This window comes from Bordetella sputigena (assembly GCF_965137885.1).
Taxonomy (GTDB): Bacteria; Pseudomonadota; Gammaproteobacteria; order Burkholderiales; family Burkholderiaceae_B; genus Bordetella_C; species Bordetella_C sputigena.
On sequence record NZ_CBCSCA010000002.1, the window covers coordinates 400,452 to 414,533 of the forward strand.

The following is a 14,082-nucleotide window of genomic DNA, read 5'->3' on the forward strand; positions in this document are numbered from 1 at the left end:
CCGGCGCCGTCCGCGGCGTTACATGGCGGCATGCCAGTAGCGGCGGGCGAGCTCGCGCTGGGACCGAACGACGAGCCCGCCCGAATCCGAAGTCGCGATCACGGCCCCATGATGGTCGGTGCGCCAGAAAACCGCCCCGGCGCGCCGCCAGCGCCGCTCCACCGCCGCGGCCGGATGCCGGAACCGGTTCAGGTAGCCGACCTGCGCGATGACATGGCGCGCCTCCGACGCCTCCACCAGCGCCGCGCCGGACGAAGTCTTCGAGCCATGATGGGGCGCCACCACCACATCGACGGACGGCAGCGTTGCCACGAAGCGGCTCTCCTGCCCCACCCCTACGTCGCCAGGCAGCAGCGCACGATGGTGGCGGCCTTCCACCAGGAGGACGCAGCCATCCGCATTCGAACCCGTAATGCGCCCCCGCCGTCCCTTGCCGCGCGGACGTATCGCCTTGCCGGCGAATTGCAGGGCTTGTGACGGCTGTCCAGCTGGCCGCGCGGGATAGACCGGCGCGATAGGATGCAGAAAAGCAAAATGCACGCCATCCATCTCCCACGCCTGGCCCGCCTCGCACATGCTTGATACGGCGGGCGGGGGCGCCGCGTGCGCCAGGCCGCGCAAGCGGGCGTCCCGTTGCAAACGCCGCGCCACATCGAAAGATGCGTACGCCCGCTCCACCGGCACCGCGCGCAGCAGGCTGTCCAGCCCGCCGGCATGGTCGTCGTCGGCATGGGAGATGACCAACATGTCGACGCGGCGGATACCGCGTGCCCGGAGATAAGGCCACAGGACCCGCTGCGCGCCGTCCGTGCCATTGCGATGCAGGGGACCGCTATCGAAGACCACGGTGTGGCTGGCGGTCTCCACCACCACCGCGCCGCCCTGCCCTACGTCCAGCGCGGTCAAGCGCCATTCGCCTTCGGCGGGACGCGCGGGTCGCCAGCACAGCGCCGGCACGATCAACAGCCATGCCCACCGGCGCGATACCATGCCCGGAGGCAGCAAGGCCCACGCGATGCCGACCGCGGCCAAGGCAAGCAAGGCGACCGGGGGCGCGGCCACATCCCATACAGACCAGCCCTGTGCCGCCAGCCAGTCGATCCAATGCATCACCAGGCCGAAAACCCACTGCGCGGCCCACGCCGTCCACGTCGCCAGATCAGCCGCGCCCGGGACCGCGCCTGGAACCGCGCATAGCGCCGTGCACAGCAGGGCGAGAGGCGTCACGATCAGGCTGACGGCGGGGATGGCGACCGCATTGGCCAGCGGCGAGGCGACCGACACCTGCTGGGTGAGGAAAGCGAGTACAGGCGTCAGGCTCAGCGTGACGACGCATTGCAGCCGGCCCGCCTGCACACAATTGCGCAGCCAGTGGCGCCAGCGCCTGGCTCCCGCATTCCGTTCGGCATCGTCAGTGGCTTCACGCGCCCCATGCCCCCATGCCAGCACCGCCGCGACGGCGCCGAACGACAGCCAGAATCCCGGCGCGATCGGTGCCCAAGGATCCAGCACGACTACTACGCATGCGGCGCACAACAGCATCGCACCGCGGGACAGCGGAAGACGCAACAATGCCGCGCCTCCCGCCACCGCCAGCATGAAGAAGGTGCGTCGCGCGGGTATGCCCCAGCCCGCCAGCAGGCAATACAGCCAGGCGATGCACAGCGCCGCGGCGATGCCGGCCAACGCCGCCGGCATCCGTTCCGCCAGGCCCACGCCGCGCCATCGCCACCGTCGCCAGCCCCACGTCACCGCGGCTCCCGCGAGTCCCGCGACCAGCGTCACGTGCAAGCCGCTGATGGACACGAGATGCGTAATCCCGGTCGCATTGAAAACCCGCCAATCGTCGCGCGCCACGCCAGCCTGATCGCCCAGCGCCAGCGCGATGATCACGGCGCCATGGCGCGTCTGGCCCATCAGCGCCCGCATACGCTCACGCAATATGTGCCGCACGCGGTGGACGCCAACCATGCCGAACGTAAAACCCTCATCCAGCAGCCATTGCGGCCTGCCGCGCACGGTGGCGGTCGCGCGCACGGCGCGTTGGAACATGCGCGCCTCACCGTCGGCCGCATGTGGGTTCCGCGCTGCATGGGGACGCTTCAGCACCAGGGCCACCCCCCAGTGCTGCCCGGGGACGACCGAGGGCCGCGCCGCGGCGTCGCCGCGCAAAGGCCATGACACCCGCAGCCTGCGCGGCACCGCGACCGGCGTCGAGGTCAGGACTTCGGCGTCGAAGCGCAGCGCGTCGGGAGCCAAGTCCCCCAGCGAAACAACGCGCACGGTCGCGCGCGTCACCTGGTTCTCCTGGTCCGGCGGCAACGCGTCGTCCAGGCGCCATTGCGCGCGTTCGACGGCGTACAGTGCGCCGCCGCCCGCGGTGCAGGCGCACAGTACCGCCGTGCGCAACCAGGCCGCGCGCATCGCCCCCCCACGACATGGCCCAGGGTGGCTACGCCATCGCAGCACCAGGGCCATGGCCACGAAACATCCCAGCGTAAACCGCGCGGCCGGCGACGGCAGCGCGGCCAATACCTGCACGCCCGCGACCGACGCAATGAATGCCAGCATGGCCAGGCGCCCTTCCATTCCGTCTCCCGCAACAAGCCGACAGCATGCTAGCCGCGGCGGCGTACCGGCTTCGAACCAAAGGGATGGAAACGACGCGCACAAATAAAGACGGCCCCGCTTGCGCGGGGCCGGGTACTGCACGAGAGGACTACTGCACAGCAACCCCGCCTCTCACCGGGGCAACCATGCGGACAGCAAATCCGCATGGCCAGGACTTCCTGGCCACACGTACGACGAAAACACGCATGGCCCGAAAGCGAGCCGGACAGTCAGGGAAGCGGCTAGCCATCACTCATCAGCGAAGCCGGTTCCCGACCGGACGCTTCAAGCGCCCTGGAACGGCTGGTTGTCGATGTCGCCGAAAGCGATATCGGTGCTGCTATTGGCATGGTCGATGTCCGCGGCGACTTGCGCGCGCGTCACGCCGCTGTCTTGCTGCGCGGCGAAGGGCGCATTGTCGATGTCGGCGTTGCCGGTCAGGCCGGCGCTGCGAGCCTGATCCAGTTCGGCGAGCACCTGGGCGCGACTGACGCTGGCCTGGCCTTGGCCGTAGGTGCCCTGGAACGGTTGGTTATCGCTATCCCCGCGCGGGGTTTGGGCTTGGGCGGCGCCGATGGCGGCGAATGACAGAATCACTGCGGTGGCGATGGTCTTGATCTTCATGGCGGTACTCCTGGTCCTGGTTGATTCGGAAGGGCCGGACGCTTCTGCTCTGCGAGCCTGGGTTCGCGGCGTCCGTTGCTGTTCCCCATGAGCTGCATTCTGCGCCGCACAGACCTAGGTATAAACCCGGATACGCGAAAATCTTTTTTCCAATATCGGATGCAATCCACCATATGACGGCGGGATTACCAATGGATGCGGATTCTGCGCAAAGTGCAGCGCACGGCTGCCCGGCGAGTCAGGCCACCACGGGCACCAGCCGCGGCAACACCCGCAACGCCGTCGCAGCCGTGCCGGCCGCCACGGCGGTCGCGTCCGTACCGCGCAGTTCCGCCAGCGCCCGCGCCACGCCCGCGACCTGAGCCGGCGTATTGCGGCGGTCAGGCTCATGCAGCCATGCCGGTGGAATGTCCGGCGAGTCGGTTTCCAGGACCAGATGTTCCAATCCCAGTTGCTGCGCATGCCGCCTGATCTGCAGGGCGCGGGGGAATGTCATCGCCCCGCCTATCCCCAGCGCGAATCCCAAGTCGATGAAACCGCGGGCTTGCTGCTCGCTGCCATTGAAAGCATGCGCGATACCGCCGCGCACGCCAGGATGCCGGCGCAGATGCTTCAAGACGATATCCTGCGAACGCCGCACGTGCAGCAGCACGGGCAAGCCAAACTCCGCCGCCAGATCCAGCTGCGCGGCGTAATAGCGTTCCTGCTTGTCGCGGGCTTCGCCGCTGGCGATTTCCTTGACGAAGAAGTCCAGGCCGATTTCACCGATGGCGACGAAGCGGGGATCGTCCATCGCGGCTTCGACGGCGGCGCGCAGCGCCGCGAGGTCGTCGTCCCATGCCGCGCCGACGAATAAAGGATGGATGCCCAGGGCATAGGCGCCGCCAGGCATGGCATGCGCCAGGTCGCGTACCGTCTGGAAATTCCCCCGGCCCACCGCCGGAATCACGACCGCGCGCACGCCGGCCTCGACGGCGCGCGCAACGACTTGCGTACGGTCCTGGTCGAACTCCTGGGCGTCGAGATGGCAGTGGGTATCGATCAGCATGGGGACTCCGGGGGCCCGTTGCCGCTATACCAGACGGCCCTGCTCCATGGCGAGTTGCCGATCGGCGCGGCTGGCCAGTTCATGGTCGTGCGTGACGATAGCAAAGGCCGTACCCGATTCCTTGTTCACGCGGACCAGCAGTTCGAACATGCTGTGGGCGGTATTGCGGTCCAGATTGCCCGTGGGTTCATCCGCCAGCACGCAGACGGGACGCGTGACCAGCGCCCTTGCCAGCGCCACGCGCTGCCGTTCCCCGCCGGACAACTGCCCCGGGAAATGCAGCGCGCGCGCCGCCAGGCCGACCTGTTCGAGTACCACCTGCGCCTGCTTTCTGGCGGCATCGCGATCCATGCGCCGCACGATCAAGGGCATGGCGACGTTGTCCAGCGCGGAGAACTCCGCCAACAGGTGATGGAATTGATAGACGAAGCCCAGGGCGCGGTTGCGCAGCGTGCTCTTGGCCCCTTCCGCCAGTCCGGCGGCGTCGACCCCATCCACAACCACCTTGCCCCGCGTCGGCACGTCCAACAGGCCAAGGATATGCAGCAGCGTGCTCTTGCCGGAGCCCGATGCGCCGACGATGGCCAGCATTTCGCCGCGCCGGATCGACACGCTGACGTCGCGCAGGACCTCGATGCGCGCGGGGCCTTCGTCGTAGACCTTGGTCAGGTTTTCCGCGTGCAGCGCGTAATCAGTCATGGCGCAGCACCTGGGCCGGTTGCAGGCGCGACGCGCGCCAGCTGGGATAGAGCGTGGCCAGCAGCGACAGCACCAGCGAGGTCACGCCTATGGTGATGATGTCCGTCATCTCGGGATCCGAGGGAAGTTCACTGATGAAGTAGATCTGGCGCGGCAGGAAATGAATGCCGAGCAGGCGTTCGATGAACGGCACGATGGTCTCGATGTTGTAGGCGATCAGCATGCCGCCGACCACGCCCAGCAGCGTGCCGACGATACCGATCAACGCCCCTTGCACCAGGAAAATGCGCGCGACTTCGCCCGGACTGGCGCCCAGGGTGCGCAGGATGGCGATGTCCGACTGCTTGTCCTTGACCGCCATGACCAGCGAAGACAAAAGATTGAAGGCGGCCACCGCCACGATCAGCGCCAGGATCAGGAACATCATGCGCTTTTCCGTTTGCACGGCGGCGAACCACGTGCGGTTGTTGCGCGTCCAGTCGCTGGCCATGATGTACGGCGGCAACTGCTTGGCCAGTTCCGCGGCGACCTGCGGCGCGCGCTGCATATCGTCGATGCGCAGGCGAACCCCGGCGGTGCCGCTATCGCGGAACACTTTCGCCGCGTCTTCATCGTCAACGAAGGCCAACGACGAATCGTATTCGTAGTGCCCGGACGAGAACACGCCGACCACCGTGAACTGGCGCATGCGCGGCGCGAACCCCGCCGGACTGATGGATGCCTGCGGCGCCAGCAGCAAAACCGTGTCGCCCACCTGCAGGCCCAGGTCCGACGCCAGGTCGCGGCCCAGCACCACGCCGAAGGAACCGGGCTTCAGGTCGTCCAGCTTGCCGGCCACCATCTGCCGCGGGATATCGGATACATGGCCCTCCGTCTGCGGATCGATGCCCCGCACCTGCACGCCGCGCAGCGCCTGGCCCCGCACCAGCATGCCCTGGGCGGCGACGAAGGGTGCCGCCGCGCGGACCTCTTTGTTGGCCTCCGCGGCCTTGGCCAAGGCCTGCCATTGGTTCAGGATGTTCTCGGGATTGCCGCCAGGCACGTACAGTTCGATATGCGGCAACACCGACAGCATGCGATCGCGTACGTCCTTCTGGAAGCCATTCATGACCGAAAGCACGATGATCAGCGCGGCCACGCCCAAGGCGATGCCCGCCATCGAACTGGCGGCGATGAACGAGATGAAACGGTCGCGGCGCCCGCGACGCTGGCGGATGCGGGCCATGCCCGCGTAGCGGGCGCCTATCCACAATTCGTAAGGTAATTTCAGCACCCGCGCATTATGGCATTAACGGCCCCACGGCCGGGCGCACTACAATCGCGGCCATGCAAATCGTCCTTCCCGGCGTGCTGCCCCCCAGCGCGCCCATCGCCGCGGAGCTGGCCAAGCGGCTGCCCACGGCGGCCCCGACCCTGTATGCCTGGATGCGCCAGGGCACGGGCCGCCAGGCGCGCTTCGATCCCCACGAACACGGCTGTACGCCTTACGAGGCCTGGCAGCTGGAGCAGGCGGGTTTCCGTCCCGTTCCGGGACAGCCCATAGGGGCGGGCCTGGGCCCCTTCCTGGCGGCGGACGTCGACCCGGGATTTGCGGCGCCAGCGGGCAACGATATCGTGGCCGGCGCGGCGCCGGACGGCGACATGGCGAGTGGCCGCACGACCGCGGCGGGATCCGCGCCCACATCCGAACCCACGGCCGAGGCGCGCGAACCGGTCTGGATCGCCGACCTGGCCCACATCGCGCTGGGCACGGACCGCGCCAGCCTGGTGCCGCCGCAGGCGTTGGACGTAACGGCCGCCGAAGGCGCCGCCTTGTTCGAAGCGGCACGTCCGCTCTTCGATGGCACACCATTCCAGGCCACACCGTTGCAGTCCTTCCGCTGGCGCGTCGCCATCCCGCACGGCATGGCGCTGCCCAGCGCCAGTCCCGCCGCGGTGGCGGGGCAGCCGCTGAACAGCTGGTGGACACAGGATGCCGCCGCCCGCCCCTGGCGCCGCCTGCTCAATGAAATACAGATGGCGTGGTACGACCATCCAGTCAACGACCAGCGCATGGCGCGCGGCCAATTACCGTTGAACGGTGTCTGGCTGTATGGCGGCGCCCTGCCCTGGCCACGCACGCCGGCGGCCACGGCGCCATCCGCCGTGCCGCCGTCGGCGGACCAGCTGCTCGCGGCGTCCCAGGCCGAAGACTGGGCCGCCTGGCTACAAGCCATCGAACGCCTGGACGCCGAAACACTGAAGCCGCGCGCCGACACCCAAGGCCGTCCGCTGCAGCCGCTGACCCTGCTGCTGCTGGGCCGAGACCGCCGCGCCACACTGGCGCTGCAACCGCGCAACCCGCTGCTGCGCTGGCTACCCGCGCGCGAACAATCCTGGAGGACCTGGTGGTCTCCCCCCGTCTGACCGTACGCTCCGGCGATCCCTCGATAAGCCGGCTGCTGGAAGCCGCCGGCATACATCCGCTGCTGGCGCGCCTTTGGGCCGCGCGCGGCGTCGCGCATCCCGACCAGACGCGGCTGGCGTGGCCCGCGCTGGTGCCGCCCGCGCATCTGACCTGCGCCGACCAGGCCGCGGTAATCCTGGCCGACGCCATCCAGCAGCGGCGGCGCCTGCTTATCGTGGCCGACTACGATTGCGATGGCGCCACCGCCTGCGCGGTCGGGCTGCGAGCGCTGCGCGCCATGGGCGCCATCGTCGATTTCCTGGTTCCCAACCGCTTCGAAACCGGCTATGGCCTGTCGCCCGCCGTGGTGGAACTGGCCTGCCGCCATCACGCCGGCAAACCCGACCTTATCGTCACCGTGGACAACGGCATCGCCAGCGTCGACGGCGTGGCCAGCGCCAACGCCGCCGGGATAGGCGTGCTGATCACCGACCACCATCTGCCCGGCGACCGCTTGCCGGACGCGCTGGCCATCGTCAATCCCAACCAGCCGGGCTGCGGTTTCCCGTCCAAGAACCTGGCCGGCGTCGGCGTCATTTTCTATTTGATGCTGGCGCTACGGGCCGAACTGCGCCGCCGCGGCGTCTATCCGGCCGACGGCGGTCCGCGCCTGGACACGTTGTCCGACCTGGTGGCCCTGGGCACGGTCGCCGACGTCGTCAAGCTCGACGCCAACAATCGCCTGCTGGTCACGCAAGGCCTGCAGCGCATACGCAGCGGCCGCATGCAAGCGGGCCTGCGCGCGCTATACGCGGTGGCCGGCCGCGAGCCCCGCGCCGCCAGCGCGTTCGACCTGGGCTTTGCACTGGGTCCGCGCATCAACGCCGCCGGCCGCCTGTCCGACATGAGCCTGGGCATCGCCTGCCTGACCACCGACGACGAGGCGCGCGCGCTCGAAATCGCCCGTGAACTGGACGCCATCAATCGCGACCGGCGCACGATCGAAGCGACGATGCGTGAACAGGCGATGGCGACCATGGAACAGGCCGAAGCGGCCGCGGGCGCCACGGTTTGCGTCTACGACGATAGCTGGCACCAGGGCGTGGTGGGACTGGTGGCCTCGCGGCTGAAGGACCAATTCTGGCGCCCCACGCTGGCCTTCGCGCCGGCCGGCGAAGACGAACTGCGCGGTTCGGGCCGCTCCATTCCGGACGTCCATCTGCGCGATGTGCTGGACCTGGTGTCCAAGCGCGATCCCACGCTGATCCGCAAGTTCGGCGGCCACGCCATGGCGGCCGGGCTCACCGTCGGCAGGGCCGATTTCCCGCGCTTTGCCCCGGCCTTCGAAGCGGCGGTACGCGAACTGACCGGCCGCGACAATTTCGAGCCGGTGCTGGAAACCGATGGCTCGCTGGAATCCGGCTACGCCAATGCGGACGTCGCTGGGCTGCTGCAGCAGCAGGTCTGGGGCTCGGGCTTCGCCGCGCCGCTATTCCTGGACACCTTCCAGATCCGCTCGCAGCGTCTGCTGGGCGACAAGCACTTGAAGCTGACGCTGGAACGCGGGTACCAGCGCTTCGACGCGATCTGGTTCGGCCAGACGCGCCTGCTGCCGGACACGGTAGACGTGGCCTACCGGCTGGAGCAGAACGTGTGGAATGGCCGCGTGTCCGTGCAACTGGTGGTCGAACACGCGGCTTGATGGGCCGGCGGCCGCCGCATGGCGCGGAGAACCGTCCGGTCGCCCCTGCCGCCGCGCGGCGACCGCTGGCCGCCGCGCAATCGGACGCGACGCCTCAGCGATTCACCAGCTTGGCCGGCTGCGCCAATGCGATCAGCGCGCCCGCGCACAGGCAGGCGGCCAACACATAGATGCCGCTGCTGGTCGAGCCCGTCGTGTCCTTCAGCCAGCCCACCAGATACGGGCTGATGAAACCCGCCAGATTGCTCACCGAATTGATCAACGCAATCCCGGCGGCGGCCGCCGTGCCGCCGAGCACCGCGGTGGGCAGGCTCCAGAACAGCGGCAGCACGGTGCAGATTCCCACGTTCGCCACCGTCAGCGCCAGAATGGCGATCCACGTATTGCCGCTATACATCGCGGACACCACCAGGCCCACCGCCCCGATCAACGACGGAATGGCCAGATGCCAGCGGCGTTCATGTCGGCGGTCCGAGCTGCGCGCGATCAGGATCATGCCGATGACCGCGAACAGATTGGGCACCGCCGTCAGCAGTCCGATCGTGAGCGGGTCCTGCACGCCGGTATTGCGGATCAGCGTGGGCATCCAGAAACCGACGCCGTACAGGCCCATGACGAAGGAAAAATAAATACTGGCCATGGCCCAGACGCGCGGCTTGGTCATCGCTTCGCGGATGGGCGGGTCCTGTTTGGTCTTTTCCTCGGCCTCGATATTGCGGGCCAGCGTGGCGCGCTCGCTTTCGGTCAGCCATTTCGCCTGGCTGATGCGATCGTCCAGGTACCACAGCACGATCAGGCCGATGATCACCGAAGGCAGGCCTTCCAGGATGAACAGCCACTGCCAGCCGGCCATGCCGTGATCGCCGTGGAAGGTATGCATGATCCAGCCCGAGATGGGCCCGCCGATCAGGCCAGACAACGGCACCGCCGTCATGAAGAAGGTCGTGATGCGGCCGCGGCGCGCGTGCGGGAACCAGTAGGTCAGATACAGGATGATGCCTGGAAAGAACCCGGCCTCCGCCAGCCCCAGCAGGAACCGCAGCAGATAGAACATGCCCGGCGTCGTTACGAAGATCATGGCCGAGGAAATAATGCCCCAGGTAATCATGATGCGCGCGATCCATCGGCGGGCGCCGACGCGATGCAGGATGATGTTGCTGGGCACTTCAAAGATGAAATAGCCCAGGAAGAAAATCCCCGCTCCCAGTCCGTAGACCGTATCGCTGAATTGCAGGTCCTGCAGCATCTGCAGCTTGGCGAAACCCACGTTTACGCGGTCCAGGTACGCCACCACGTAGCAGAGCACGAGGAAAGGCACCAGCCGCAGGGTTACCTTGCGATAGAGGGGATCCTCCGCGCTGGTCGATGGCGCCGAGGCGCCGGGGTTTATCACGGTTTCCATTCGTCTCCTCCGTTTCGGGATAGTTGTGCCACGCAGGCTAGTCGGCAAAGCTGACTTAAACCTGAACAAAACCACAGCGCGGAACAGGCAAGGCAGGCTAAAATGGTCGGTTTTCGAAATTCAGCCAGATTCCCAGTCTGGCCATCAGCCAGGATAGCCATGGAAGCCGAACGCCAGAACCAGATCGCCGCCCGCCTCGCCGACTACGCGGAGCGCGAAAAGGCGCTACGGAGGTATCTTTGACTACGATGCCAAATCCGAGCGCCTGCAAGTCGTAAACGCCGAACTCGAAAACCCCGAGGTCTGGAACGATCCCAAGCACGCCCAGGACCTGGGCCGTGAAAAGAAAAGCCTGGAAGATGTCGTCGCGACGCTGTCCGCGCTGGGTAGCGGGCTGGCCGATGCGGCCGAGCTGTTCGACCTGGCCGCGGCCGACGCGGACGACGCCACGCTGCTGTCCATCGAAACGGATGCCGACGCCTTCCAGGAAAAGCTCGAAGGCCTGGAATTCCGCCGCATGTTCTCCAATCCGGCCGATCCGCTGAACTGCTTCCTGGACATCCAGGCCGGCGCCGGCGGCACGGAGGCTCAGGATTGGGCATCGATGCTGCTGCGCCAGTACCTGAAATACTGCGAGCGCAAGGGCTTCAAGGCCGAAGTCCTGGAAGAATCCGAAGGCGAAGTCGCCGGCATCAAATCGGCCACCATCAAGGTGGAAGGCGAATACGCCTTCGGCTACCTGCGCACCGAAACCGGTGTGCACCGCCTGGTGCGCAAAAGCCCCTTCGATTCCTCCGGCGGCCGCCACACCTCGTTCGCCAGCGTCTTCGTCTACCCGGAAATCGACGACTCCTTCGAAATCGAGATCAATCCGGCCGACCTGCGCGTGGACACCTATCGCGCCAGCGGCGCCGGCGGCCAGCACATCAACAAGACCGACTCCGCGGTCCGCATTACGCACATGCCCACCGGCATCGTCGTGCAATGCCAGAACGACCGGTCGCAGCACCGCAACCGCGCGGAAGCCATGCAAATGCTGAAGTCGCGCCTGTACGAGCTGGAGATGCGCAACCGGATGGCCGAACAGCAGAAGCTGGAAGACTCCAAGACCGATGTGGGTTGGGGCCACCAGATCCGCTCCTACGTGCTGGACCAGAGCCGCATCAAGGATCTGCGCACCAACGTGGAAATCTCGAATACGCAAAAAGTCCTGGACGGCGATCTCGATCCCTTCATCCAGGCCAGCCTGAAACAGGGCGTCTGACGCCCCGCCTGTCCTCCCATCGACGTTCGCGCACAAAGGCCATTCCATGACCCAATCCGTAGTCATTCTGACCGGCGCTTCCCGCGGCATCGGCGCCGCCCTGGCGCGCCAGCTGGCCCGGCCCGGCACCCGCCTGATTACCCTGGCGCGGCGCCAGGATCCCGAACTGGCGGCCCATGCCTCCGGCCAGGGTGCGGCTTTGGAACAGATCGCCGTCGACCTCTCGGATACGGCCGCGACGACCGCCGTCGCGCAGCGCCTGGCCGCCGGGCTGCCGCGCGACGCCAAGCGCTACGTGCTGATCAACAACGCCGGCACGGTGAATCCCGTCTCATCGGTGGACAGCCTGGACGACGCGGCCGCCATCAACCAGGCCCTGAACCTGAACGTGGTAGCGGTCATGCTGCTGACGTCGCGCTTTCTGGCGGCGACGCGAGACCTGCAGGCCGACCGCCGCGTGTTGAACATTTCTTCCGGCGCCGGCCGCAACCCGACCGCCGGCTGGGGCGTCTATTGCGCCACCAAGGCCGCGCTGGACATGTATACGCGTGTCGCCAAGCAAGAACATGACGCCCACGGCGCCAGGTTCGTCTCGCTGGCCCCCGGCGTCGTCGACACCGACATGCAGGGCGTCATCCGCGGCAGCAACCCGGCTGACTTCCCGGCCCTTTCCCGCTTCCAGGACCTGCACGCCAGCGGCAAGCTGGCCGCGCCGGCCGACGTGGCCGCGCGCATCGCCGCCTACCTGGACCGCGACGATTTCGGCAACACCGAAATCGATGACATCCGCAATTACAACTAATCCGTACCATGACCGACTCTTCGACCGCCCCCACCGTACAGGACCAGGCCGGCCGCGATGAAAATCGCCTGATCGCCGAACGGCGGGCCAAGCTGGCCAAACTGCGTGAAAGCGGCCCCGCCTTTCCGAACGACTTCACGCCCGACGCCCGCGCGGCAGACCTGCACGCGCGCTATGACGACGCGGACCAGGAAACCCTGGCCGCGCAGGCCAAGGTGGTCAAGGTCGCCGGCCGCATGATGCTCAAGCGCGTCATGGGCAAGGCCAGCTTCGCCACGGTGCAGGACGCCAGCGGCCGTATCCAGATCTATCTGGACCGCGGCGTCCTGGGCGACGACAGCTACACGGCCTTCAAGCAATGGGATATCGGCGACGTCATCGCGGTCGAAGGTACGGTCTTCAAGACGAACAAGGGAGAACTGTCCATCCACGCGTCGCAGGCCCGTCTGCTGTCCAAGTCGCTGCGGCCCCTGCCCGACAAATTCCACGGCGTGGCCGACCAGGAGCTGCGCTATCGCCAGCGCTACGTCGACCTGATCATGACCGACGCCACGCGGCGTACTTTCGAGGCGCGCAGCAAGACGATAGGCGCGATACGGCAGTACATGCTGAACGCCGGCTTCCTGGAAGTGGAAACGCCCATGCTGCACCCCATCCCGGGCGGCGCGGCGGCCAAACCCTTCGTCACGCACCACAATGCGCTGGACATGGAAATGTTCCTGCGCATCGCGCCCGAGCTCTACCTGAAGCGCCTGATCGTCGGCGGCTTCGATCGCGTCTTCGAGGTCAACCGCAACTTCCGCAACGAAGGGGTCAGCCCGCGCCACAACCCCGAGTTCACCATGATGGAGTTCTACGCGGCCTACACGGACTACCGGTGGCTGATGGACTTCACGGAACAATTGATCCGCCAGGCCGCGATCGCCGCCACCGGCAGCGCCGTCCTGACCTATCAGGATCGCGAACTGGACCTTTCCCGCCCCTTCGACCGGCTGACCATCTGCGAAGCCATCCTGAAGTACGCGCCGGGATACACGCAGGCGCAACTGGACGACGCCGCGTTCGTACGCGCCGAACTGAAAAAGCTGAAGGTCGACGTGGATGCGCCGCCGCTGGCGCGTGCCGGCCTGGGAGCGCTGCAGCTGGCACTGTTCGAGGAAACCGCCGAAGCGCTGCTGTGGAACCCCACCTACATCATCGACTATCCGGTGGAAGTCTCGCCGCTGGCGCGCGCCTCCGATACCCGCCCGGGCATCACCGAACGCTTCGAGCTGTTCATCACCGGCCGCGAGATCGCCAACGGATTTTCCGAGCTGAACGATCCGGAAGACCAGGCGGAACGCTTCCGTGCCCAGGTCGAAGCCAAGGACGCGGGCGATGAGGAAGCCATGTATTACGACGCCGACTACATCCGTGCGTTGGAATACGGCATGCCGCCCACCGGCGGCTGCGGCATCGGCATCGATCGCCTGGTCATGCTGCTGACCGACAGCCCCAGCATCCGGGACGTCATCCTCTTCCCGCACCTGCGGCGCGAGGACTGAG

At 67.1% G+C, this 14,082-nt stretch carries 11 protein-coding genes; 5 read left to right on the forward strand and 6 right to left on the reverse strand.

Annotation, left to right across the window (positions count from 1 at the left end):
- Nucleotides 1-18 precede the first annotated feature (18 nt).
- The 5 genes from ACNA0R_RS04990 to ACNA0R_RS05010 all read right to left on the reverse strand — a co-directional run bounded on the left by ACNA0R_RS04990 (nt 19) and on the right by ACNA0R_RS05010 (nt 6,206).
- Nucleotides 19-2,589 carry a DNA internalization-related competence protein ComEC/Rec2 gene (locus ACNA0R_RS04990; protein WP_415824839.1) on the reverse strand — a complete coding sequence of 857 codons (2,571 nt, stop codon included), beginning with the start codon at nt 2,587-2,589 and terminating at the stop codon, nt 19-21.
- Nucleotides 2,590-2,895: 306 nt separating this feature from the next.
- Nucleotides 2,896-3,234, reverse strand: a complete 339-nt coding sequence (locus ACNA0R_RS04995) for a DUF4148 domain-containing protein (RefSeq protein ID WP_415824840.1) — start codon at nt 3,232-3,234, stop codon at nt 2,896-2,898.
- A gap of 238 nt (nt 3,235-3,472) precedes the next feature.
- Nucleotides 3,473-4,282 carry a TatD family hydrolase gene (locus ACNA0R_RS05000; protein ID WP_415824841.1) on the reverse strand — a complete coding sequence of 270 codons (810 nt, stop codon included), beginning with the start codon at nt 4,280-4,282 and terminating at the stop codon, nt 3,473-3,475.
- Between the two features lie 24 nt (nt 4,283-4,306).
- Nucleotides 4,307-4,981, reverse strand: coding sequence for an ABC transporter ATP-binding protein (locus ACNA0R_RS05005; protein WP_415824842.1), 675 nt, complete (start codon nt 4,979-4,981; stop codon nt 4,307-4,309).
- Nucleotides 4,974-6,206 carry a lipoprotein-releasing ABC transporter permease subunit gene (locus ACNA0R_RS05010; protein ID WP_415825024.1) on the reverse strand — a complete coding sequence of 411 codons (1,233 nt, stop codon included), beginning with the start codon at nt 6,204-6,206 and terminating at the stop codon, nt 4,974-4,976. The genes ACNA0R_RS05005 and ACNA0R_RS05010 overlap by 8 nt, the downstream gene beginning before the upstream one ends.
- A 200-nt stretch (nt 6,207-6,406) precedes the next feature.
- On the opposite strand from ACNA0R_RS05010, the gene ACNA0R_RS05015 reads away from it, so the two are divergent.
- Both ACNA0R_RS05015 and recJ read left to right on the forward strand, forming a co-directional pair.
- Complete coding sequence (locus tag ACNA0R_RS05015) at nt 6,407-7,387, forward strand: hypothetical protein (RefSeq protein WP_415825025.1); 981 nt, start codon at nt 6,407-6,409, stop codon at nt 7,385-7,387.
- The gene (gene recJ, locus ACNA0R_RS05020; RefSeq protein ID WP_415824843.1) at nt 7,369-9,069 is read left to right on the forward strand and encodes a single-stranded-DNA-specific exonuclease RecJ; all 1,701 of its coding nucleotides are present in this window, start codon (nt 7,369-7,371) and stop codon (nt 9,067-9,069) included. The genes ACNA0R_RS05015 and recJ overlap by 19 nt, the downstream gene beginning before the upstream one ends.
- Before the next feature lie 94 nt (nt 9,070-9,163).
- Here recJ and ACNA0R_RS05025 read toward each other — a convergent pair whose 3' ends face one another.
- Nucleotides 9,164-10,471: an MFS transporter gene (locus ACNA0R_RS05025; protein WP_415824844.1), complete on the reverse strand. Its 1,308-nt coding sequence runs from the start codon at nt 10,469-10,471 to the stop codon at nt 9,164-9,166.
- 159 nt (nt 10,472-10,630) lie between these two features.
- On the opposite strand from ACNA0R_RS05025, the gene prfB reads away from it, so the two are divergent.
- From prfB to lysS, 3 genes are all read left to right on the forward strand, one after another.
- Nucleotides 10,631-11,735, forward strand: a protein-coding gene (gene prfB / locus ACNA0R_RS05030) for a peptide chain release factor 2 (RefSeq protein ID WP_415824845.1) whose coding sequence is annotated in 2 segments (ribosomal slippage) — nt 10,631-10,711 and nt 10,713-11,735 — 1,104 coding nt in all. Because the reading frame shifts where the segments join, the coding sequence is not laid out codon by codon here.
- A 46-nt stretch (nt 11,736-11,781) separates the two neighbouring features.
- Complete coding sequence (locus ACNA0R_RS05035) at nt 11,782-12,537, forward strand: SDR family oxidoreductase (RefSeq protein ID WP_415824846.1); 756 nt, start codon at nt 11,782-11,784, stop codon at nt 12,535-12,537.
- 8 nt (nt 12,538-12,545) lie between these two features.
- Nucleotides 12,546-14,081: a lysine--tRNA ligase gene (gene lysS, locus ACNA0R_RS05040; protein WP_415824847.1), complete on the forward strand. Its 1,536-nt coding sequence runs from the start codon at nt 12,546-12,548 to the stop codon at nt 14,079-14,081.
- Nucleotide 14,082 lies beyond the last annotated feature (1 nt).